We start from the raw sequence: 22,449 nt of genomic DNA, 5'->3' as shown, positions 1-22,449 counted from the left end.
GGGGGTCCGGGGGCTGGCCCCCGGTCCTACCGCCGGGGTTTGGCCCGCCGCGTCGGCTCTGCCTCCACCGGGTCTTCCGGCCAGGGATGCTTCGGATACCGCCCGCGCATATCCTTGCGCACATCCGCATAGGCCCCGGCCCAGAACCCCGGCAGATCCGACGTCACCTGAAGCGGACGCCCGGCAGGCGACAACAACGTCACCTCTAGCGGTCGGCCCGCCACGCTGGGATGAACCGCCGTTCCGAACATCTCCTGCAGCTTCACAGCCACCGAAGGCCGTTCGCCTCCATAGTCCACAGCCACCTCCCGGCCCGTCGGTGTCCGCATCTTCGGTGGAGCCGCCTTGTCCAGAACCTGGCGCGCCGACCAATCCAGCATCGCCTCAAGCGCTGGCAACAGATCAAAGCGCCGCCAATCTTCCGCCGTTCGAACCCCGGCAAGATGCGGCAGCAGCCACACGTCCAGCCCCTCCATCAGCGCGCTGTCATCCATCACGGGCAGATCCGCTCCACTTTGACGCACCATCTCCACCCGCGCCCTAAGCCGCGTCGCCGCCGGCGAAAGACGCAGACCCAACTCCCGCACCCCCTCCAGCATGGCGCCTGCCATAGCTTCGGGTGGCGCATCGGGCCAGATGCGATCCTCGAGCACGATCGCCCCGAACCGTTCTTGCCGCCGTGCGATCACCTGCCTCTCCCGGCGGGACCAAGAACACGTCTCATGCCATGCGATCTGCGGCCCATAGAGATCCCGCAAGGCGCTCTGCGAAATCGAAGCGGCAAGGCGGATCCGCGCCTCTGTCGCATCCCCATCCAGATCGCAGGCGACCAGAAGCCGCTGCCCCGCCAATGAATCTTCGGGGCCAAGCACAGCGCCCTTGCCGCCTGACAACAGATAGCGCGGGGCGTCCCCCGGCCTGCGCAGCGCGACCCGGTCGGGATAGGCCAGCGCCGCCTGCTCGCCGAGGCTCAGGTCCCCGCGCGCAGGGGCAAGCTTGGCCAGCCGGGCGGCCTCCTTTCGGATCCCGGCAAACGCCGGATCGCGCGGCAGGGCGGCCATCCGTTTGGCCAAATCGCTCCCCGCGCCTCGCAGCGGATCCCGATCCGACAGCAGCGCGGCCAGCGGCGCAGCCTCCGAACCCGCCCTCAGCAGCATATGCCCCAGCCGCGCATGAAGCGGCAGACCCGCCAGCGCCCGGCCATGGGCCGTGATCCCAGAGCCGTCCAATGCTCCGAGCCGCTCCAGCAAGTCCCGCGCCCGCTCCAACGCCGCCTCGGGCGGAGGCGTCAGAAACGGCAGATCGCCGCTCCCCCACAGCGCCAGCTCCAGCACCAGATCCGTCAGATCCGCAGAGGCAATCTCGGGCGGGGGCGCGGCTGCCAGCGCCCCATCCTCGCCCCTCGTCCAAAGCCTGTAGGCCGCCCCCGGCGCGACCCGGCCCGCACGGCCCGCCCGCTGTGTGGCCTCGGCCCGGGTCACCCGCTCGGTCACAAGGCGCGACATACCTGAGCCGGGATCGAACCGCGCCCGCCGCGCGCGCCCCGCATCCACGACGACGCGAATATCCTCGATTGTCAGCGACGTCTCGGCAATCGAGGTCGACAGCACGACCTTGCGGCGCGTCCCGGTCGCGATGGCGGCCCGCTGCGCCGCGAACGGCAGCGCTCCGTGAAGCGGGAGAATGTCGAAGCCGGGCAGCCGTCCCCCCAAAGCCGTCTGGGTGCGGCGGATCTCCGGTGCGCCGGGCAGAAAGGCAAGCAGACTACCCTCCTGCTCCCGCGCCGCGCGCTCGATCAGATCGGCGCAGGCCAGCTCGAACCGGCGGCCCTTCGGCACCGGACGATCCAGCCAGATCTCCTCCACCGGAAAGCTGCGGCCCTCGCTTGTCAGAACCGGTGCAGCCCCCATCAGCGCCGCAACCGGCGCGGCATCGAGCGTAGCGGACATGACCAGAAGCATCAGATCGGGCCGCAACGCCTCGCGGATCTCCAGGCAAAGGGCCAGCCCTAGATCCGCCTGCAAGGACCGCTCGTGAAACTCATCGAAGATCACCGCGCCGATCCCGGCCAGTTCGGGATCGGACTGGATCATCCGCGTCAGGATCCCTTCGGTCACGACCTCGATCCGGCGCCCCGGCTTGGTCGCGCCCCGCATCCGGTAGCCCACGGTCTGGCCGGGCCGCTCCCCCAATTGCTCCGCTAGCCGCTCGGCAGCGGCACGGGCCGCAAGCCGGCGCGGCTCCAGCATGACAATCTTGCCCGGTGCCACATCCAGCAGTGCCAGCGGCACGCGCGTCGTCTTGCCCGCCCCGGGCGGCGCCTGCAAAACGGCCCGCCCGGCCGATCGGATCGCCTCCACGAGGTCGGGTAGGATATCGTCGATCGGCAGGTGCATTCCCACCTTATCGGGCGCGCAGCGCTCCGGCGCAACGCGAAGCGCGCCTCTTCATCTGGCCAGAAATACTCCCGCCGGAGGCGTCCTGCAGGACCAGACCACGCTGCGGCTGGACATGGCGCACAGAGGGTTCCACAAACTCCGGATGAAGATCGACGAGCTTGCAGACCGCATCCGCGCGGCCGACAGGCGCGCGCTGGCGCGCGCGATCACCTTGATTGAAAGCGCGCGCGCCGATCACCGGACCGATGCGGTGCGGCTGCTCGACGCTCTCGGGCGGGACCGGCAGGCGCTGCGAATCGGCCTTTCGGGAACACCCGGTGTCGGAAAGTCCACCTTCATCGAAGCCTTCGGATTGATGCTGACCGCGCTTGGCAAACGGGTCGCTGTCCTTGCCGTCGATCCCTCCTCGGCGCGGTCGGGCGGGTCGATCCTCGGCGACAAGACCCGGATGGAACGCCTGAGCCGCGAGCCCTTGGCCTTCATCCGCCCCTCTCCGTCGCAAACCGAGCTGGGCGGGGTGGCCCGGCGCACGCGCGAGGCGGTGGCCTTGTGCGAAGCGGCCGGATTTGATGTCGTCCTGATCGAGACGGTCGGCGTCGGCCAGTCCGAAACCATGGTGGCCGAAATGGCCGATCTCTTCGTGCTTCTTCTAGCCCCCGCAGGCGGGGATGAGCTGCAAGGCGTCAAACGCGGGATCATGGAGATGGCGGATATAATCCTCGTCAACAAAGCTGACGGCGATCTGAAGTCCCAGGCGGTACGGACCTGCGCGGATTACGCTGGCGCGCTTCGCCTCCTGCGCAAACGGCCGCAGGATCCGGACGGCTTTCCAAAGGCGCTGACCATCTCCTCGATCGAAGCGGACGGGCTGGAGCAGGCCTGGGACGAGATGACGATGCTTGCCGACTGGCGCAGATCCCGAGGGATCTGGGAGAGGAAGCGCGCCGATCAGGCCCGGTTCTGGTTCCGCGAAGACGTCAGGCATGGGCTGATGCGCCGGCTGACCGAGGATGCGGCGTTGCGCAAGCGCCTTGCGGAACTCGAAAAGGCCGTGGCAGAGGGCCGGATCGCTCCCGCAGCGGCAGCGACCGAGGCCCTTGCCCCATTGCAGTCCCAAAGGGCAAAGGACGCTTGACGGGAGACGCAAATGGTCTTAATCGCCCGGGACTGAATTCAGACAGGTCGCCCCCTGATGCCGTCCCGGCCGTGCGACCGTCCCACAGCCTTGAGGATGATGACATGTCGCGCCGTTGCGAACTGACCGGAAAAGGGCCGATGACTGGCAACAATGTCAGCCACGCCAATAACAAGACCAAACGCCGCTTCCTGCCGAACCTGCAGGACGTGACCCTTCAATCCGACATTCTGGGCCGAAGCTTCCGGTTCCGGATCTCGAACGCAGCCCTGCGCACCGTCGATCACCGCGGCGGCCTCGACGGCTTCATGGCCCGCGCGAAAGAGGCTGAACTGTCTCCCGGTGCCCTCAAGGTCAAGAAAGAGATCGCGAAGGCACAAGCCTGATCTTCGGCTGACCCATCGGCTTCGATCGGCGTCCCGTCCGGGACGCCTTTTTCTTTTTTGCAGAAGCCCGTTTCCGCTCGGGCGGCTCTGCCGCCGTCGCAAAAACGGCGCGCGCCGTCAGCGCGTGGGCACCATGGCTCGGGCGCTGCCTCTTATTTTCCGATACGCAGAGTGGTGATCTTGGATGCCTCCGGCGGAGGTATTTCTGGCAAGATGAGAACAGCCTACCCTCCGAGAAGACGTGCGACCCATGCCGGAACGGCCTCGGTCGCAGGGCGGTGATCGATTTCATCGAACCGAGCACTGATATCGGACCGCTCGAGCGTCAGCTCGACCGTGCGGGCACCGACCGATCGTGCCGCATCCACGAACCCGGCTGCCGGATAGACCTGCCCCGCAGTTCCGATGGCCGCAAAGAGTGTCGCCTCGGACAATGCAGTCTCGATCTCGTCCATGTAGTACGGGATCTCTCCGAACCAGACGATGTCGGGCCGAGTGGCCAGCGCTCCACAGGTCGGACAGGCATCCGAAGGCGCCATCTCCGGCGGTGCGGGCCAACGGCTCGCGCAGGTGGCGCAAAGCGCCTGATCGAGCTGACCATGCATATGCAAAACGCTTGCACCGGCCGCTTCATGAAGCCCGTCCACATTCTGCGTCACGATCGTGACAGATCCTGCAAAGTCCCTCTGCAATCGGGCAAGCGCCTCATGTGCGACGTTCGGCCCGGCCGCCATCGCCGCCCGCCGGCGCGCATTGTAGAACGCATGAACGCGGACCGGATCACGCTCAAAGGCCTCCGGCGTGGCCACATCCTCCAGCCGGACCCGGCTCCAGATGCCGCCTGCGGACCGGAACGTATCCAGCCCGCTTTCGGCGGAAAGACCCGCTCCAGTCAGGATCACGATCCGCTCGGTCACCCTGTGCTCATTCGCCGGAGCAGAGCCGCTCCGCCGTTCCGAGGAACTCCTTGTAGCGCAGCCAAAAGGCCTCATCGCTGGGATTGTCCGACTGCCGCGTGTCCTGTGCCTGCTGCGGATCGGAGAAGAACTCCGCCGCCCGCCTTTGATCGCTGCGGCTGAGCGTCCGGTCCGCCGCACCCTGCACGCAGGAACATAAGGCCGGATTGGCCGCCGACCGCGAGGACGAGGCGCAGGCCTCGCCAACCGTACCGCTCACACGCGCGCCGCAGGCCTGAAGCGCCAGCACCGACATGAGACAAAGAAGGAAAGACCGCACTGCTCTGGTCCTTTCGAGTTGCCTGTTGCTCCTCCCGCCCCGGTTTTCCCGCGATCAGGAGAATATCGCCTCCCTATATGTGGCCTTGCAACCGATTTGGCAAAGGGATCCTGCACCGGCCAGCCGAGAAACAGACCGCTTCGTAGAAACCCGGCTTCCGTCATCTTGTCATAAATACTCATCTCGCCCGGCCCGCAGACTGCGCATCGCCCCGTTGCAGCCCTGCCGCCGCAAAGCTAGAACCGCCTAACCTTCATTTCCATGACCAGGAGCATCGCCATGGCCGCCTATCAATACGTCTACTTCATGGACGGCGTCTCCAAGACTTATCCCGGCGGCAAGAAGGTGTTCGAGAACATCCGCCTCAACTTCCTGCCCGGCGTGAAGATCGGCGTCGTCGGCGTTAACGGCACCGGGAAATCCTCGCTCATGCGGATCATGGCGGGCCAAGACAAGGACTTCTCGGGCGAGGCCTGGGCCGCCGAAGGCGCCACCGTCGGCTATCTGCCGCAGGAGCCGCAGCTCGACGAGGCGCTCACCGTCCGCGAAAACGTCATGCTCGGCGTAAAACCCAAGAAGGACATCCTCGACCGCTATAACGAGCTGGCGATGAACTACTCGGACGAGACCGCCGACGAGATGGCCAAGCTCCAGGACGAGATCGACGCCCAGAACCTCTGGGATCTCGACGCCCAGATCGACGTCGCGATGGAGGCGCTGCGCTGCCCGCCCGACGACGCCATGCCCGCCAACCTCTCGGGCGGCGAACTGCGCCGCGTCGCGCTCTGCAAACTGCTGCTGGAACAGCCCGACATGCTGCTGCTGGACGAGCCGACCAATCACCTCGACGCCGAAACCATCGCCTGGCTGCAGAACCACCTGATCGAGTACAAGGGCACCATCCTCGTCGTCACCCATGACCGTTATTTCCTCGACGATATCACCGGCTGGATCCTCGAACTCGACCGCGGCCGAGGCATCCCCTACGAGGGCAATTACTCCGCCTGGCTCGAACAGAAAGCCAAGCGGCTCGAGCAGGAAGCGCGCGAGGATAAGTCCAAGCAGAAAACGCTCGAGCGCGAGCTGGAATGGATGCGCCAGGGCGCCAAGGCCCGGCAAGCCAAATCCAAGGCCCGGATCAACGCCTACGAGGACCTCGCGAACCAATCCGAGCGCGAGAAACTCGGCCGCGCGCAGATCATCATCCCCAACGGCCCCCGCCTCGGCGGCAAGGTGATCGAAGTCGAGGGCCTTAAAAAAGCCATGGGCGACAAGCTCCTGATCGAGGATCTCTCCTTCGCCCTGCCCCCCGGCGGCATCGTCGGCGTCATCGGCCCCAACGGCGCGGGCAAATCCACGCTCTTCCGCATGCTCACCGGGCAGGAGCAGCCCGACGAGGGCACCATCACCTATGGCGACACGGTGGAGCTCTCCTATGTCGACCAGTCCCGCGACGCGCTCACCGCAGACGCCACCGTCTGGGAAGAGATCAGCTCGGGCGGAGAGATCATCCAGCTAGGCGATGCCCAGATGAACTCCCGCGCCTATTGCTCGGCCTTCAACTTCAAGGGCGGAGACCAGCAGAAAAAGGTCGGCTCTCTCTCGGGCGGCGAACGCAACCGCGTCCACATGGCCAAACTGCTGAAATCCGGCGGTAACGTCCTCCTCCTCGACGAGCCGACCAACGACCTCGACGTCGAAACCCTGCGCGCTTTAGAGGACGCCCTCACCAACTTCGCGGGTTGCGCCGTCATCATCAGCCACGACCGCTTCTTCCTCGACCGCCTCTGCACACACATCCTCGCCTTCGAGGGAGACGCCCATGTAGAGTGGTTCGAAGGCAACTTCGAGGCCTATGAGGAGGATAAGAAGAAGCGATTGGGGGTGGATTCGCTGCAGCCGAAGAGGGTGAAGTTTAAGAAGTTTGCGAGGTGAACAAAGAGCTAAAAATGATGTCAGAAGTCATTTCAGCTGCAAACAAAGTTGAAAAGAGGTGTCTATATACTGACGCACGAGGAGTAAGGTGCAAAAACAAAGCAATCTTATCTCATTCCATTCAAAGACGCGGCCCACTGAGATCCATTGAGGATAAAGGGCACGTCTTAAAGATTGGAGAAGAACTTCAAGTACGACACCCCTCTAAATCACAAGAAACAAAGAGAATTGGGCTAAAAAATGCATCAACCTTCCCAGGATTTTGCAGCAACCATGACAGCAAAATATTTGAGAAAATAGAAAATAGTGATGGAGATATCGACAAAGAGTCAGCATTTCTTATCTGCCTAAGAGCTAATTGCCTAGAACTCTACAAAAAGAAAAAGTCTAAGATTATCTATCGTGAGCTCTCAAAAAGAATCTTGCACGAACAAGGTCGAAAAAGCGCTATTGCAGCGTTACGCGGCACAATGGCAGGGATTAGCGACTTGGAGCGTAACATTGCCTCATACTTTAAAGCTTATCATTCTTCAAAAATGGAAAATTTTTTCTTCTTCTCGCTAGAGTTCAAAGCTCCCCTACCAGTTGCCATATGTGGTGCATACTCTCCCTACTATAGTCCATTTGGATCATTTAGCTATAAGATGGATCCACTCAAAACAAGCTGGAACTCACTTGGTTTATTTCTAGGGAACCTACAAGGAAGGCCAGTATTTATCACGGGTGGAATTAGAAAATATTACGCCCACGACATAGAGAAAACACTAGATGACTTCAACACCTTAAATTCGGAAGAAGCGGGCAATGTAGCTGTGAGGCTATCATTTGAAAATATCGAAAATGCATACGCAAACGAGCCGTGGTACAATAGCCTTTCGGATTTTAAGAGACAAGAGATCATAAGGCTATCGCGGATAAATAGGGCGTCTGATTTAGACTATGAAGACCACAGAGGAAAGTATAACATTATCGACTTCGACTAAAAAAATGCAAGAAACCCGGCCCCAACAAATGTAGGGCGGGGTTCACCCCGCCACTCCACCAGAACCCCAATTCAAACCGCTCGGCGGGGTAAACCCCGCCCTACGGCTCTGACCCGGCCCAAGCCTCACCTTCCTGCACCGTACCAACCCATTCCGGCCCAACCCGCCCGCGCGCAATATCTTGATTAACGGACGAATACGGCCAATCCACCGCGCGGGACACAACCCAATGCTTCACCGGACTATTCCAGCAACACCGCACACAAGCGGAGACCTCCTCAGCTCCCCGCATAGACCGCCCGCAGAACTGGCGCTGCCAAATCACCGCCTCTGGGCGCTCACCATCGCCCCAACGAAGCGGGCCAAAGCCGCCCCGGTATGACCGACATCGACCGGCAGAAGATCAACACACCAAACTCGGCCAGCCGCCACACACGGGGGCTGGCCGAACTATCCTAAACGAGCAAAGCCGCCTCGTGGCTATTGAGTGATTTGCGCACCGACGCATAGCCCGCGCGGCGATCCGCATACCGCAGGTCAGGGAAGAGCGTCTTAAGCTCTTCAAAGATGTCCTGATGCGCCTCGTGATCGACCATATCGCCGGGCTGGAAGCTTTCGGTCCAGCAATTGTCCGACAGAACCACCTGGTGGCGGTCGAACATGATGTGGATATAGGTCACCCCATCGGCCGCAACCTGATCGATGCCCGGACGCGCGGTCAGATGCTTAGCCCGCGCCAGAACTTCTTCCTCGCCCAGCCACAGCTGCACCGACGCATCGCGCATCAGCACCCGGTGCTGGGGCGAGACCATCATGTCCCGATCCGGAGCCGACGCACCCAAAGCGCCTTCGCGGATCAGGATCGGCTGCAGGTTCGGATGCGCCTCAAGCTCGGCCGCGCTCACATGCTTGCGCCCGATCCAGCGGATCGGCTGCAACCCGTCATCCAGCGTCTCGACCAGATCACCAACCCGAAGATCCTCGACAGCAACCGGTCCAGTCTCGGCCCGGATCATCGTACCGGGAGTGAAACACGGCAGAACCACATTCTCGATATTGACGAAGGTCGCCTCGCTGCCGTCCGAGAAGGTGATCGTCCCGTTCTCGGGATTGTTCGGATCATAGGCGACCGTCGCGCCTTCATCCTCGATGATCAGCGTATCGAAATCCGACCCGCCTTCGCCGCCATCAATAACGTCGCCCGCGCCGATCGTGATCGTATCCGCGTCATCGCCGCCATCGATCGTATCGGCACCCGCACCGCCATCGATCGTGTCATTCCCGGCGCCGCCGGTGATCACATCGTCGTAGCCGGAATCGCCTGCCGAATAGACCTTCACATTATCGATGCCGTAGCTCTCGTTCTCGATCCCGATGGAGAAATCCCCGCCGAAGCCGATCTGCACGGATCCATTCGGGTCCTGAACCTCGATCCGGACCGGATGGATTTCGTCATCGAAGCCCTCGAACCCCTGATCGGACGGCGTATTGCCCCCGATCGAGATGTTGACGATCCGCCCGTCGGCCAGGGTCGCGGTCGCCTCGTAGCTTTCCGACGTCCCTTCAGCAAACCGGCCGACGAACACTTCCTCGCCGTCGATATAGATGTGGAACCCGTCGCTGGTTTCCCAATTGCCGATCTCGTAGAAGTCGAATTCCACGATGGCCCAATCGGCATTCGGATCGATGTCATAGGTCTTCGAGACCGCTTCGGCGCCGTTGGAATCCCCGCCCCGGCCCAGAAACTCGGTAAAGTCCCCGTCTTCGGCCGTGGTATTGTTGGTCCAACCCGTCGCGCCGCCTTCGAAATCTTCCGAGGCTTCCAGAACCGGCTCGGCACTGCCGCCAGCCTCGTCGCCGGTGATTGTATCGTTACCCGCGCCGCCGTCGATCGTGTCGGATCCGCCGCCACCGACGATGACATCGTCGCCCGCGCCGCCGGACAGATCGTCGTCCTGACCGCCGCCATCGATCGTGTCATTGCCGGAGCCGCCGGTGATCTCGTCTTCACCGTCGCCGCCATCCAGCGTCTGATCGCCTGAAGAGGCGCCCGCATCAATCGTGTCGTTCCCGGCCGTGCCGGTTACCGCCTCGATCGTGGTGAAGTTGACGCTGTCATCGCCCGCGGTTGCCGTTCCACTCTCGCTGCCGGTAAAGGTGACATCGACGGGCGAGGTAACCTCGCTGAAGTCGAGGGTGTCGAAATCGGTGCCGCCTTCGTTGCCGCGCACGCTATCGTCGCCAAAGCCATCCTCGAAGGTGAACGTATCGCTGTCATTACCGCCCCGCAGGTCGTCATCGCCCGCGCCGCCCGAAATCGTGTCGTTGCCGCTACCCGCGCGAATGATATCATCGCCCGAGCCGCCATCGATCGTATCGTTCCCGGTATCCCCGCGAATGTCGTCGTTTCCGGATCCGCCGGTAATCGTATCATCATCATTGCCGCCGCGAATGATATCGTTGCCCGCACCGCCATCGATGACATCGTTACCGATCCCGCCGAGAATCTCGTCGTCGCCAAAGCCGCCCGACAGCGTATCATTGCCGGTTCCGCCATCGATGAAATCATCGTCGCTCACCACCGCGTCGAAATGGACATCGGTAATCTGGATAAGCTGGCCGCCCGAGGATCCATTCGAATAGATGATCTCGACCCGGCCGACCGGTCCGGGGATCTCGACCAGAACCGAACCTTCAGCATCGGCAACACCGTCGCGACCGAATGCGGCCGTCACGGTGTCGGTGTCTTCATCGATGAAGTCCGACCCTTCGGCCGTCAGATCAACTTCGATCCGCTCGCCATTTGCATCATAGGCGCGGATCTCGACAATATCTTCCCACTGATCCTCATCGATATCCTGCAGCCGGAACGTGACGTTCTCGACCGTGTCAGCGAAATCCGATCCGGCAGAGGCCTGGAACTGCAGCTCGGTCGTCCAGGATCCTCCCGTTCCCCCATTCGCATCGAGAAGGACAGAAGAATTGCTGTCGAACGGATCACCGGCCTCGGTATAGGTCGTCCCGGTATCGACAAGAACATTGTCGCCGGTTCCGTCATTCTGGAACGACACGGTGACGTCGATTCCGCCCGTATCCTGCGTAAAGCCGCCGGACAGGTCCGTGCCGTCCCCACCTTCATCGGTCCAGTCTAGAACGAGAGGCGTCGAACCCACCGGGACACCGCCGCCATCGACAACGTCGTTGCCGTCTCCCGCTGTGATCGTATCATCGCCGCCACCGCCCTTGATCGTATCGTCGCCGGTCGTTCCTGTGATGACGTTATCCTGATTGTCGCCAGTGAAATCGGCCATACCATTACCTCTCAAAATTCCGTGTCGCGACATGCGCGTGTTTGGGCAGGATCTAACAATGAAACGTGGTCTCAGCACGTCTGGACGTGCAAAGTTCCGCAGCGTCATGACACGATTTCGTCAATATCATCAGTTATTTACAGTTAACGCGGGTGTCGATCGGGCATCTCTAAACTCTGGGGCGAAGAGTCCCTCCCGCTCCGCGATTTTCGAATCGAACCGGGCTCAATCACCGGCTGTGCTGCATCCCTGTCCAGGCGCCGGTTTTCCCACGGGCAGCGGTCGCCCGAACGGGGCCGCGGCATCTTGCCGGTTACCAAGACAAAGCTTGCCAGATGCCCACCCCCCTGCCATAGGGTCCTTGCGCTACGACACTTTCGACCGTTTCCTTGCTCCGCCTGCCGGCCCAAGTTCTTCGATCCAGAGCTGACGACGCCGGGCCATCGCACTTCCGCGGATGGCACAGACTGCAAGGAATATCACATGGCCACTGGCACCGTGAAATGGTTCAACACGACAAAAGGCTTCGGCTTCATCGCACCTGATGGCGGCGGCAAGGACGTCTTCGTCCACATCTCCGCCGTGGAGCGGTCCGGTCTCACCGGTCTCGCCGACGACCAGAAAGTCACCTACGACATCGAGGCCGGACGTGACGGACGCGAAAGCGCTGTCAATCTCCAGCTCGCCTGACTTGGCACCGGGCGGAGGATCTCCTCCGCCCTACCCGTCCCAGCCCAGCCCCGGCGGATCTTCCCCGCGCAGTCGCGCATTCGCATCTTCCGCCAGCAAGGCCTGGCTCCGGGCAGAGCGGACCTCCTTGTCCTTCAGCCAGTTCAGGATCCGCATCTGCGCCCAGGTCGCCAGAACCCGGTTGATCCGCGTCTGATATCCCTGCCCCATCGCGCGGTAGAATTTGGCAACGCTTTCATCAAGATAAAGCGTCCCCTTGACCTTCTTTTCGGTCACATCCAGATCCCGCTCCAACGTATGCCAGGCCTCCGGAACCCTCCCGGCGACATAGCGCGGATCCATCACGACATCGAGGCTGTCCTCCAGCATCAGGTTCACCAGCTTCTCGCGGGCCAGCCGCTCCGTCTTCGTCATCTGCGCCATCTCGCACCTCCATTACTAGAGGTCTGACGACGCCCCCTTAATCAATCGTAAGTCATGCGTCCGCATCCGGCTGATAAACGCCGCACCCCTGCTGCTGACCAACTTTGATCTTGAACCGAGCATCAAAGACTTCCATCACTAACAAAGTGCCATCAGACGAGCGACCAAACGATCCCTATGGCAATATACGAAGATCAGTTCAGCGAAGATCTGGACCTGCCGCAAATCAGCGCTTCTCCACAGATCTACATGATCGCGAGTACCCCCCGCTGTGGTAGTCATTTCCTCGGCCATATCCTGATTGAAACGGGCGAATTTGGTGTTCCATTCGAGTATTTAAATCCCGGCAACCTCAAAATCTGGCGCAAACGACTTCAAACCGACAACAAGATCGAGACCCTTCAGGCACTTATAAGTCGCAGAACAAGCGCGAACGGCTGGTTCGGCCTGAAGGCGCACTGGTCCCAGTTTGCCCCTGCACAGCGCGAGGGTCTGCTTGACCCCTTGCCCAAGATTGCACGAATTGTCTTTCTCTATCGATCGGATCTGCTGTCCCAAGCTGTCTCATTTGCAATTGCGATGCAGACCGGTCAATGGATCAGCAAAACTCAAGCAGATCGAGAGGCGCATTATAATTACGACAAGATCTTGAAGGCCGGACAAGCCCTTCGAAATCAGAACAGAAAGTGGTGGAATTTCCTTCTCGCAAATCCGACGCCCGCCATGGTTCTCCGATACGAGGATGTTCTGAGCGAGCGCTCCAGCAACATTTCGGATCTTGTGTCTTTCTTGGATCCAGCCGTGAGCCCAAGCTCAATCTCGCTCGAGAGCGTAAGCACGAAGCGGCAGGGCACGTCCATGAATACGGAATGGAAAACCCGTATTCGCGCCGAGCTTCGGGCCGGCGACGACTGGATCCTGAAGTCTCAATATTTTGATCCAGCTGCGCTCCTCCGGCAATAATCTGAATTTTTCTTGAAACGCACATATGGTCGCCCCATATTTTTAATCGCGACGTTACTTCTATCGACCCACTGTTTCCTCACGGCCTCAGTCCTTCGATTCGACCCTGACAGAGCCGGTCCGCTGCCTCCTGCGAGCGGGAAAAGACAAAGGAAACAACACGATGGCAACTGGCACCGTGAAATGGTTCAACACCACCAAAGGCTACGGCTTCATCGCCCCCGATGGCGGATCCAACGATATCTTCGTTCACATCTCCGCCGTTGAACGCTCCGGGCTGACAGGTCTGGCCGACAACCAGAAAGTCAGCTTCGACGTCGAAGCAGGGCGCGACGGGCGCGAATCCGCGGTCAATCTGCAACTCGCGGACTGATCCCCTGCCCTTACATGCCCGAGGCCTCGTTTCGGGCATGATCCTTCTGCTCTGCCCCGGCCCCGCACTGGCGCAGCAGGCGGACGAGATCGCCTATATGAAGACCGTTCTGACCCGGATCCAGGCCGTGTCCTTCGATAGGAATAAGGAACTCTGCGGCGTTCTTGGCCGGACCTCCACGGGCCGCCTCGGCACATCCGACATCCATGTCGGCAGCTACGATACCTGCCTTATTCCGGCCTTTCCGGACAAGCTCGACATCATAGCAACCTTCCATACCCATTCGACCTACAGCCCGAACTACGCGTCGGAATTCCCTTCCATTCAAGACATAGATGCCGATATCGCGAACGGTCTGGACGGCTATATCGCGACCCCCGGCGGACGGCTTTGGTTTCACGATATCAACGAAAGACGGGTGATCCAGATCTGCTCGACCGGCTGCCTGCCGCAGGATCCCGGCTTCGCCAAGGAGACTGCCGATCCATCCAAGCTCAGCTACAGCTATGCCGAGATGAGAAAGCTATTCCCCCATCACTGATCCGGCAGCGGATCGGCCTTCTCCACCACAAGCCGCCCCTCCGGCCAGGGGCGCATCAGCGCCTTGGCCTCCGCCTCGTCGCCTTCCAGCCACGTCCCAAAGGCCTCCGGCGCAAGGATCACGCCCATTCGGTGATGGATCTCGCGCACATCCGCCGACGGTGCGCAGGTGACGGTCGCCAGCTGCGGCACGCGCGCACCGCCGGGACCCTCCCAGACATCGTAAATCCCCGCAAAAGCAAGCAGTCCGCCTCCCGTCGGCCGGATCGCCCAGGCCGTCTTGCGCCGCGTCTCGCCCGTCCATTCGTACCAGCCGTTCATCGGCACGATACAGCGCTTCACCCCCGCAAAGGCGGATTTCTCGAACAAGGTCTCCGAGCGCGCGTTGACCATAACCTCCATCACAGGCCGCCCTCGCGCATTGGTCCGCCCCTGCGGGATCAGCCCCCAGCGCATCCGCTCCAACCCGTCCCCGGCCCGGCAAAGCACCTCTTCGCCCGGAGCCACGTTCAGCCGGGGCGGTGCATCCAGGCCCTCCGGCGCGACGCCCAGAAAGGCGGCGATCTCCTCGATGCTCTCGGTCAGGAAAAACCGCCCCGGCACGCGCGCGCTACTCCGCCGCTCGCTCGGCCAGATCCTGCACCAGCGGCCCCAGCGCCTCGACTGTTGCCGCGACCCCTGCGGCGTTGGGATGGATCCCGTCTGCCTGCATGAAATCCTGCGGAGCGCCGCCGCTCACATCGATGATCCCGTCGAACCAAGAGGCGAAAAGCGGGACCTCGAACTCCTCGGCCAACTCGACATACATCGCATCGAAGGCCTGTTTGTAGTCGGGTCCGTAATTTGTCGACGCCTCCAGCCCCACTATCAGCACCTCGACCTCCGCCTCCTCGGCCGCCTCGAGGATGCCGCGCAGATTGGCGCGGCTCACCGCCGGATCGATGCCGCGCAGAAAATCGTTGCCGCCCAAAGCGACGATCATCGCATCGACCTCCGGCGTCAGCGTCCAGGCCACCCGTGCAAGGCCGCCCGCCGTCGTGTCGCCAGACACGCCCGCATTGACCAGCTCCACCTCAAGCCCCTGATCCTCAAGCCAGGTTTCCATCTGCGGCACGAAGCCGTCCTCCTGCGGCAGCCCGTATCCCTGGGTCAGACTGTCACCCAATGCCGCGATCGTGACCTCCGCCTGTGCTGCACCTGCAAAAACAACCAGCGCCGCAAGGTTGCGCATGCGCCGAACCGCCCCATATCCCAAAGCGACCGATCTGCGGAGAGCCTCCATGACCGATCCCGTTCTCGCCCTCGACGGCGCCACCCTGTCGCTCGATGGCAATGCGGGCCGGATCGAGATCCTCCATGGGCTGACGCTCGATGTCCGCCGCGGCGAGACGCTGGCGCTGGTGGGTCCAAGTGGTTCGGGCAAATCCTCACTCCTCATGCTCATGGGCGGTCTGGAACGCGCCACCTCCGGCTCTGTCATGGCGCTCGGCCATGATCTGGGCGGGATGGACGAAGACGCGCTCGCCCGCTTCCGCAGGGATCATATGGGGGTGGTCTTCCAATCCTTCCACCTTATTCCCACCATGACCGCGCTGGAAAACGTCGCAACCCCGCTCGAGCTGGCCGGACGCAAGGACGCCTTCGACCGCGCCGAGGCCGAGCTGACCGCCGTGGGTCTCGGCCACCGCGCCGATCATTACCCTTCCCAGATGTCGGGCGGAGAGCAGCAGCGCGTCGCCCTCGCCCGCGCCTCCGCCCCGCGCCCCGAGATCCTGCTCGCGGACGAGCCAACAGGAAATCTCGACGAGACCAACGGCTCGGCCATCATCGACCTCCTGCTCGGCCTGCGCGACCAGCACGGAGCCACGCTCGTCCTCGTCACCCATTCCCAAAGCCTCGCAGCCCGCTGCGACCGCACGATCCGCCTGCGCGACGGCCGTCTCGACACCGGCGCCACTGCAAAGGCCGCCGAATGATCCGCCGTATCTCGAAGGCCAACCGCCCGCCCTTTACGCGGATCCCCCCTTCATCTGGCCAAAAATACTCAAAATCCCGCCTCCTCCACCCAACCCCCACTTTCCTAACAAACGCCCCCGCCCCATGAGCCTGCCCACCGCTCTCCGCTTTGCCCGGCGCGAGTTGCGCGGCGGCCTCCGGGGCTTCCGCATCTTCCTCGCCTGCCTCGCCCTCGGTGTCGCCGCCATCGCCGCCGTCGGCTCCGTGCGTGCCGCGATCCAGGCCGGCCTCGAACGGGAGGGCGCGGCGCTCCTCGGCGGAGATGCCGAGCTCAGATACACCTACCGCTACGCCACTGACGCCGAACGCGCCTGGATGGACGCCACAGCCCTCGCCGTCTCCGAAATCGTCGACTTCCGCTCGCTGGCGACCACCGGAACCGGCACCGGCGCGGATCGCGGTCTCACCCAGGTCAAAGCCATCGACGACCTCTACCCCCTGATCGGAGAGGTCACGCTCACGCCCGACATCCCCCTCGCAGAGGCCCTCGTAGGCGATGGCAGCCTCCCCGGCGCCGTGATGGAAAGCGAACTCTCCGATCGCATGGCGCTCGAGCAAGGCGACACGTTCCGCCTCGGCACCCAGGACTTCGTGCTGACCGCGACGATGGAAGACATCCCCGACGCCAATGCCGGTGGCTTCGCCCTCGGCCCCACCACGCTGGTGCTGCTGGAGGATCTTGCGAATTCCGGCCTCCTCGCCGAAGGCACGCTCTTCGAAAGCCGCTACCGCCTCGATCTGCCCGAGGACGCCGACCTAGACGCGCTCCGCCGCGAGGTAGAGGACACCTTCCCGCAAGGCGGCGCACGATGGTCCGACGCCCGCAACGGCGCGCCGGGCATTTCCGAATTCGTGGACCGCCTCGGCGCCTTCCTCGTCCTCGTGGGCCTTTCGGGCCTCGCGGTCGGCGGCGTCGGCGTTTCCGCCGCCGTCCGCTCCTATCTCGCAGGCAAGACCGGCACGATCGCGACACTCAAGACCCTGGGCGCCACGCGAACCACGATCTTCCAAACCTACTTTCTGCAAGTCGGCGCGCTCACCCTCGTCGGCATCACGTTCGGCCTGATCCTCGGCGCGGCCCTGCCGTTGATCTTCGCCCCCCTGATCGAAGCGCGCCTGCCCGTCCCCGCCGAATTCCGTATCCATCCCGGCCCGCTGCTGGAGGCTGCACTCTACGGCCTGCTCGCCGCCCTCGTCTTCACGCTCTGGCCGCTCGCCCGCACCGAAGAGGTGCGCGCCGCAACCCTCTTCCGCGACGGGGGAGAAGCCGGATCCTGGCTGCCCCGCCCGGTCTTCCTGATCGCCACGCTTGCCTTGCTGGCGATCCTCATCGCCTCCGCCGCGTGGCTGACGGACAGCACCATGCTGACGCTCTACACCGCCGCCGGGATCGCCGGATCGCTCGCGATCCTCGCCCTTGCCGCGCTCGCGATCCGAAGCCTTGCGCGCCGCTCCACCCGCGCGGCACGGGGCCGCCCGGCCCTGCGCGCCGCGCTCGGATCCATCGGCGGGCCAAGGTCCGAGGCGATCTCGGTCGTCCTCTCTCTCGGCCTCGGCCTGACCGTACTGGCCTCTGTCGGCCAGATCGACGGCAATCTGCGGCAAGCTATTGCCCGCGATCTGCCCGAGGTCGCGCCCTCTTTCTTCTTCGTCGACATCCAGCCCGATCAGATCGACGGCTTCCGGACGCGTTTGGATGAGGACCCGCAGGTCTCCCGCGTCGACAGCGCCCCGATGCTGCGCGGCATCATCTCCCAGATAAACGGCCAGCCCGCCCGCGAAGTCGCGGGCAGCCACTGGGTCCTCGATGGCGATCGCGGCGTGACCTACAACGCCGCCCAGCCGGACAACACCACCGTCACCGAAGGGACGTGGTGGCCCGAGGACTATACCGGCCCGCCTCTCGTCTCCTTCGCCGCCGAAGAAGGCGCCGAGCTTGGCCTCGCCCTTGGCGACGAGATTACGATCAACATCCTCGGCCGCGACATCACCGCCGAGATTGCCAGCTTCCGCGAGGTGGACTTCTCCACCGCCGGGATCGGCTTCATCCTGACGATGAACCCCGCCGCGCTCGCAGGCGCGCCGCATACCCATATCGCCACCGTCTATGCCGAAGAGGAGGCCGAGGGGCAGATCCTCCGCGATCTGGCCAATGCCTATCCCAATATCACCGCCATCGCCGTCCGCGACGGCATCGCCCGCGCCTCCGATCTTCTGGACGGGATTGCCGCCGCCGTCTCCTATGGCGCCGCCGCGACGCTTGTTACCGGCTTTCTCGTCCTGATCGGCGCCGCCGCCGCGGGCGAGCGCGCCCGCACGACCGAAGCCGCGATCCTCAAGACCATCGGCGCCACCCGAGGCCGCATCCTGACAAGCTTTGCCCTGCGCTCAGCCCTTCTGGGCCTCGCAGCAGGAGCCGTCGCGCTTCTGGCGGGCATCCTCGGCGGCTGGGCGATCTCGACCTTCATCATGGAGACGTCTTACGCCGTGATCTGGAGCTCGGCGCTCCCGATCATCCTTGGCGGCATCGCGGCTTCGCTGCTGGCGGGCCTCGCCTTCGCCTGGAGGCCGCTGGCCGCCCCATCGGCCCGGATCCTGCGCGCCCGCGAGTGAGGCAAAATTTTCTAGAAAATTTTGAGGCCCAAATCCTTCTAGAAGGATTTGACAAACCAGAATTTTCTAGAAAATTCTGCTCCCCATGATCCACCCGCGTTTTTTCGGCTATGGCTCGCTCGTCAATACGAGAACCCACAGCTATCCTGATCCCCGCAAGGCCCGGCTCGACGGCTGGCGCCGCGAATGGCGCTCGACCGATCACCACCCCTACGCCTTTCTCTCTGCACACCCGTCTGAGGGCACGGCCCTCGACGGGCTTACGGCAGATGTCCCCAATCACGACTGGGCGGCGCTCGATGCCCGCGAGGCCGGTTACGAACGGCAGGATGTCACCGGCCGGATCACCGGCGGCCATCCCGAGGCGACCCAGATCGCCGTCTATCAGGTCACGACCCCGGCGGGCCCCGAGTTCAAGCCGATCCTGCTAAGCTATCTCGATGTCGTAGTGCAGGGCTATCTCGCCACATTCGGCGAGGCGGGCGTCGCGGACTTCTTCGCCACGACCGATAGGTGGGAGACAGGCCTGCTCGACGACCGCGCGGCCCCGCTTTATCCGCGCGCCCAAACGCTGACCTCCACCGAACGCGATCACGTGGATGCCGCTTTGGCCCGGCTCGATATCCCCAAAGAGGTGGCGTAATCCGCCTCCGGGATCGCTGCTGTTCGCCGGAAGAAAGACCGGCGCAACGCCCGCACCGTTCATCGCGCGGCGCCACTCAAAACCACCGACCGAATACCGACGCAATACCGGCCGAATACCGAAAGGCAAAAGACCGGGAGATGTAGACGTTAACCGGCGGATCGCAAGACCCCGTCAGACCGAGGGCTTCACCTGCAACAATGGCATCACCTCGGCCATCTCCGGCCCCCGCGCCCGTCCCGTCACGGCCAGCCGCAGCGGCATGAAAAGCCCCTTGCCCTTGCGTCCCGTAGCCTCCTTCACAGCAGCGGTCCACTCGCTCCAGGTCTCGTCCGAATAGGGCGGCTCGGCGAGCATTTCGAAAGCACTGACCACAAAATCCTGATCTTCCTCAGAAATTTCTGCCTCGGCACCGTCCCGAAACAGCGTCCACCAGCCCTCGATCTCATCCAGCGTCGCGATATTCTCGCGCACGACGCGCCAGAACCGCTCGGCCAACTCCTTCGGCACGCCCGCTGCCGCCACCCGGTCCGCGACCGCCTCCAGCGGCAGCGACGCAATATATCGCGCGGTCAGCGGCACCAGATCGGCCTTGTCGAACTTGGTCGGCGCCGACCCGAAGGACCTCAGCTCAAACCCGTCCACGACATCGGCCACAGTCCGGCGCAACTCCACCGGATCCGAAGAGCCCAGCCGCGCCATCAGCGACAGCACCGCTTCGGCAGCGATACCCTCGGCGCGCAGATCCCGTAAAGCCAATGTTCCCAACCGCTTAGAGAGCGCCTCGCCCTGTGGCCCCGTCAGCAGCGAATGGTGCGCGAACAGCGGAACATCCCCGCCCAGCGCCTCGATCATCTGGATCTGCGTGGCGGTGTTCGTCACATGATCCGAGCCCCGCACGACATCCGTCACCCCCATCTCGGTATCGTCCACAACCGAGGCCAGCGTATAAAGAACCTGCCCGTCCCCCCGGATCAGAACCGGATCGCTGACGCTCGCCGCATCGATCGAGATCTCCCCGAGGATCCCGTCCTCCCACTCGATCCGCTCCCGGTCGAGCTTGAAGCGCCAATGCGGCGCCCGCTCGGCCCGCAAGGCCACCTTCTCCTCCTCAGTGAGCTCCAGAGCCGCCCGGTCATAGACCGGCGGCTTGCCCATGTTCAGCTGCTTCTTGCGCTTCAGATCCAGCTCGGTCGGGGTCTCGAAACACTCGTAAAGCCGCCCCATCTCGACCAGCCGTTCCTTCGCCGCCGCATAGCGAGCCAGCCGCGCCGACTGCCGCTCTTCGCGGTCCCAACTCAGGCCAAGCCACTCCAAATCCTCACGGATCGCATCGACATACTCCTCCTTCGATCGCTCCGGATCGGTATCGTCGATCCGCAGGATAAAAGTCCCGCCTGCCTTGCGCGCGATCGCGAAATTGAAAAGCGCGGCCCGCAGGTTGCCGATATGCAGATAACCGGTCGGCGAAGGGGCAAAACGTGTCGTGACCATGGGCAAATCTCCTTGGCCAAGCCTCTTCCACGCCGCGCGGCTTTTGTCCATATGACGGGAATGCCAGAGCCCACCACCGACGAGATCGAAGAGATCGCCCGCCGCACGATCGCGGCCCTTCCCGCACCGTTTGCGGATCCCGCCAAGGCGGTGGCCATCATCAGCACCGATTTCATCCCTGACAATCTGATGGACCATCCCGGCGACAGGGCCGAGAAATGGGACATCACAGGCCTTTACTCCGGCATCCCGCTCACCCAGAAATCCAGCTTCGATCAGCCCGAGGCGCCCGACACCGTCTGGCTCTTCCGCAAGCCGATCCTGGCGGAGCTCGAGGATCGGCCCGAGGTGACGCTGAACGAACTTGTGGCCCACGTCACCATCCACGAATTCGCCCATCACTTCGGCTGGTCCGATGATGACATCGCAGCCATCGACGAATGGTGGACGTAGCGACGGCCCCGGCCCGTTGACACCCCCGCCCAGTCATCCGACACCCGCGCAATGACGAATTCAGTTTTCATCACTTTCGAAGGCATTGATGGCTCCGGCAAGTCCACTCAGGCCCGCCGTCTGGCCGAGCATCTGCGCCGCCGCGGCCTCGATCCACTTCACACCCGCGAGCCGGGCGGCTCCCCCGGCGCCGAAGAGATCCGTGCGCTTCTGCTGACCGGAGATCCCGCCCGCTGGTCGGCCGAAACTGAGATCCTCCTGTTTACCGCCGCCCGCCGCGATCACCTGGAAAAGACGATCAACCCGGCCCTGATGGCAGGCCGCCCGGTCATCTCCGACCGCTTCGCCGACAGCACCCGCGTCTATCAGGGCGCGACCCGAGGCGATCTGCGCGCCATCGTCGACGATCTGCACGCCCGCATGATCGGCCGCGAGCCGGATCTGACCTTCATCATCGACATGGACCCGGCCGAGGCGCTCTCTCGCGGGCTCGCGCGCCAATCCGGCGAGGACCGGTTCGAGGAGATGGGACTGCCGTTTCAGGAAACGCTCCGCCATGGCTTCCTGGCTTTGGCCCACGACCACCCCGAACGCTGCGTGCTCATCGACGGCAACCGCGCCGAGTCTCAGATCGCAACCGAGATCGCCGCCCGGGCCGAGGCGGCCTTGAATCTCTGATCCGACGTTTTTCGTATCTGACAGAGACTGCACAGAGCTTCTGCACAGAGGATCCAACGCACCGGACGGCTATCCATCAAACAGAGACCTGAGATCTCGAAAGACACGCCCTCTTTCCAAAGACGTTGAGGTTAACGACCCGCATCCGTTAACCTTAACGCGCGCCACGGCCGCAAAA

The 22,449-nt window shown here is 63.1% G+C and carries 21 protein-coding genes; 13 read left to right on the top strand and 8 right to left on the bottom strand.

Annotation, left to right across the window (positions count from 1 at the left end; translation table 11 throughout):
• Nucleotides 1-26 precede the first annotated feature (26 nt).
• Complete coding sequence (gene hrpB / locus AAD018_RS11640) at nt 27-2,396, bottom strand: ATP-dependent helicase HrpB (RefSeq protein WP_367314257.1); 2,370 nt, start codon at nt 2,394-2,396, stop codon at nt 27-29.
• Between the two features lie 145 nt (nt 2,397-2,541).
• Here hrpB and meaB point away from each other — a divergent pair, with 145 nt between their 5' ends.
• Together meaB and rpmB are read left to right on the top strand one after the other, a co-directional pair.
• Nucleotides 2,542-3,534 (top strand): methylmalonyl Co-A mutase-associated GTPase MeaB, encoded by a 993-nt coding sequence (meaB, locus tag AAD018_RS11635; RefSeq protein ID WP_367314256.1) that lies wholly within the window; start codon nt 2,542-2,544, stop codon nt 3,532-3,534.
• A gap of 104 nt (nt 3,535-3,638) precedes the next feature.
• Nucleotides 3,639-3,920: a 50S ribosomal protein L28 gene (gene rpmB / locus AAD018_RS11630; RefSeq protein WP_367314255.1), complete on the top strand. Its 282-nt coding sequence runs from the start codon at nt 3,639-3,641 to the stop codon at nt 3,918-3,920.
• A gap of 224 nt (nt 3,921-4,144) precedes the next feature.
• Here rpmB and AAD018_RS11625 read toward each other — a convergent pair whose 3' ends face one another.
• Both AAD018_RS11625 and AAD018_RS11620 read right to left on the bottom strand, forming a co-directional pair.
• Nucleotides 4,145-4,837 (bottom strand): NAD-dependent deacylase, encoded by a 693-nt coding sequence (locus AAD018_RS11625; protein ID WP_367314254.1) that lies wholly within the window; start codon nt 4,835-4,837, stop codon nt 4,145-4,147.
• 7 nt (nt 4,838-4,844) lie between these two features.
• Nucleotides 4,845-5,156 carry an arginine transporter gene (locus tag AAD018_RS11620; RefSeq protein ID WP_367314253.1) on the bottom strand — a complete coding sequence of 104 codons (312 nt, stop codon included), beginning with the start codon at nt 5,154-5,156 and terminating at the stop codon, nt 4,845-4,847.
• A 279-nt stretch (nt 5,157-5,435) separates the two neighbouring features.
• On the opposite strand from AAD018_RS11620, the gene ettA reads away from it, so the two are divergent.
• On the top strand, nt 5,436-7,091 hold the full coding sequence (ettA, locus tag AAD018_RS11615) for an energy-dependent translational throttle protein EttA (RefSeq protein ID WP_367314252.1): 1,656 nt from the start codon (nt 5,436-5,438) through the stop codon (nt 7,089-7,091).
• Nucleotides 7,088-8,074: a hypothetical protein gene (locus AAD018_RS11610; protein ID WP_367314251.1), complete on the top strand. Its 987-nt coding sequence runs from the start codon at nt 7,088-7,090 to the stop codon at nt 8,072-8,074. Before ettA ends, AAD018_RS11610 begins: the two co-directional genes overlap by 4 nt.
• A gap of 455 nt (nt 8,075-8,529) precedes the next feature.
• On the opposite strand, the gene AAD018_RS11605 is transcribed toward AAD018_RS11610, so the two are convergent.
• Nucleotides 8,530-11,385 (bottom strand): Hint domain-containing protein, encoded by a 2,856-nt coding sequence (locus tag AAD018_RS11605; RefSeq protein WP_367314250.1) that lies wholly within the window; start codon nt 11,383-11,385, stop codon nt 8,530-8,532.
• Nucleotides 11,386-11,868: 483 nt separating this feature from the next.
• On the opposite strand from AAD018_RS11605, the gene AAD018_RS11600 reads away from it, so the two are divergent.
• Nucleotides 11,869-12,075 carry a cold-shock protein gene (locus tag AAD018_RS11600; RefSeq protein WP_367314249.1) on the top strand — a complete coding sequence of 69 codons (207 nt, stop codon included), beginning with the start codon at nt 11,869-11,871 and terminating at the stop codon, nt 12,073-12,075.
• A gap of 30 nt (nt 12,076-12,105) precedes the next feature.
• Here AAD018_RS11600 and AAD018_RS11595 read toward each other — a convergent pair whose 3' ends face one another.
• Nucleotides 12,106-12,498 carry a BrnA antitoxin family protein gene (locus AAD018_RS11595; RefSeq protein WP_367314248.1) on the bottom strand — a complete coding sequence of 131 codons (393 nt, stop codon included), beginning with the start codon at nt 12,496-12,498 and terminating at the stop codon, nt 12,106-12,108.
• A gap of 177 nt (nt 12,499-12,675) precedes the next feature.
• Here AAD018_RS11595 and AAD018_RS11590 point away from each other — a divergent pair, with 177 nt between their 5' ends.
• The 3 genes from AAD018_RS11590 to AAD018_RS11580 all read left to right on the top strand — a co-directional run bounded on the left by AAD018_RS11590 (nt 12,676) and on the right by AAD018_RS11580 (nt 14,375).
• Nucleotides 12,676-13,461, top strand: a complete 786-nt coding sequence (locus tag AAD018_RS11590; RefSeq protein WP_367314247.1) for a Stf0 family sulfotransferase — start codon at nt 12,676-12,678, stop codon at nt 13,459-13,461.
• A 163-nt stretch (nt 13,462-13,624) separates the two neighbouring features.
• The gene (locus tag AAD018_RS11585) at nt 13,625-13,834 is read left to right on the top strand and encodes a cold-shock protein (RefSeq protein ID WP_367314246.1); all 210 of its coding nucleotides are present in this window, start codon (nt 13,625-13,627) and stop codon (nt 13,832-13,834) included.
• A 37-nt stretch (nt 13,835-13,871) separates the two neighbouring features.
• Nucleotides 13,872-14,375 (top strand): DUF4329 domain-containing protein, encoded by a 504-nt coding sequence (locus AAD018_RS11580; protein ID WP_367314245.1) that lies wholly within the window; start codon nt 13,872-13,874, stop codon nt 14,373-14,375.
• On the opposite strand, the gene AAD018_RS11575 is transcribed toward AAD018_RS11580, so the two are convergent.
• Together AAD018_RS11575 and AAD018_RS11570 are read right to left on the bottom strand one after the other, a co-directional pair.
• Complete coding sequence (locus AAD018_RS11575; RefSeq protein ID WP_367314244.1) at nt 14,369-14,977, bottom strand: SOS response-associated peptidase; 609 nt, start codon at nt 14,975-14,977, stop codon at nt 14,369-14,371. The genes AAD018_RS11580 and AAD018_RS11575 overlap by 7 nt on opposite strands.
• A gap of 7 nt (nt 14,978-14,984) precedes the next feature.
• Nucleotides 14,985-15,656: an arylesterase gene (locus AAD018_RS11570; protein WP_367314243.1), complete on the bottom strand. Its 672-nt coding sequence runs from the start codon at nt 15,654-15,656 to the stop codon at nt 14,985-14,987.
• On the opposite strand from AAD018_RS11570, the gene AAD018_RS11565 reads away from it, so the two are divergent.
• The 3 genes from AAD018_RS11565 to AAD018_RS11555 all read left to right on the top strand — a co-directional run bounded on the left by AAD018_RS11565 (nt 15,655) and on the right by AAD018_RS11555 (nt 19,646).
• Entirely contained in the window at nt 15,655-16,350 is a 696-nt protein-coding gene (locus AAD018_RS11565; protein ID WP_367314242.1) for an ABC transporter ATP-binding protein, read from the top strand. The two genes, AAD018_RS11570 and AAD018_RS11565, sit on opposite strands and share 2 nt — an antisense overlap.
• A gap of 124 nt (nt 16,351-16,474) precedes the next feature.
• Nucleotides 16,475-19,003, top strand: coding sequence for an ABC transporter permease (locus AAD018_RS11560; protein ID WP_367314241.1), 2,529 nt, complete (start codon nt 16,475-16,477; stop codon nt 19,001-19,003).
• An 85-nt stretch (nt 19,004-19,088) separates the two neighbouring features.
• On the top strand, nt 19,089-19,646 hold the full coding sequence (locus tag AAD018_RS11555; protein ID WP_367314240.1) for a gamma-glutamylcyclotransferase family protein: 558 nt from the start codon (nt 19,089-19,091) through the stop codon (nt 19,644-19,646).
• A 174-nt stretch (nt 19,647-19,820) separates the two neighbouring features.
• Here the strand turns inward: AAD018_RS11555 and gltX are convergent, their stop codons facing one another.
• Nucleotides 19,821-21,140, bottom strand: a complete 1,320-nt coding sequence (gene gltX / locus AAD018_RS11550; RefSeq protein ID WP_367314239.1) for a glutamate--tRNA ligase — start codon at nt 21,138-21,140, stop codon at nt 19,821-19,823.
• A gap of 51 nt (nt 21,141-21,191) precedes the next feature.
• Between gltX and AAD018_RS11545 the strand changes: the two genes are divergently transcribed.
• Nucleotides 21,192-21,593, top strand: a complete 402-nt coding sequence (locus AAD018_RS11545) for a metallopeptidase family protein (RefSeq protein WP_367315178.1) — start codon at nt 21,192-21,194, stop codon at nt 21,591-21,593.
• A 51-nt stretch (nt 21,594-21,644) separates the two neighbouring features.
• Nucleotides 21,645-22,271 carry a dTMP kinase gene (gene tmk / locus AAD018_RS11540; RefSeq protein ID WP_367314238.1) on the top strand — a complete coding sequence of 209 codons (627 nt, stop codon included), beginning with the start codon at nt 21,645-21,647 and terminating at the stop codon, nt 22,269-22,271.
• The last annotated feature ends 178 nt before the right edge of the window (nt 22,272-22,449 follow it).

The sequence above is a fragment of the Aestuariibius insulae genome, from assembly GCF_040783535.2.
GTDB lineage: Bacteria > Pseudomonadota > Alphaproteobacteria > Rhodobacterales > Rhodobacteraceae > Aestuariibius > Aestuariibius insulae.
This window is presented reverse-complemented; position numbering and strand designations above follow the sequence as displayed.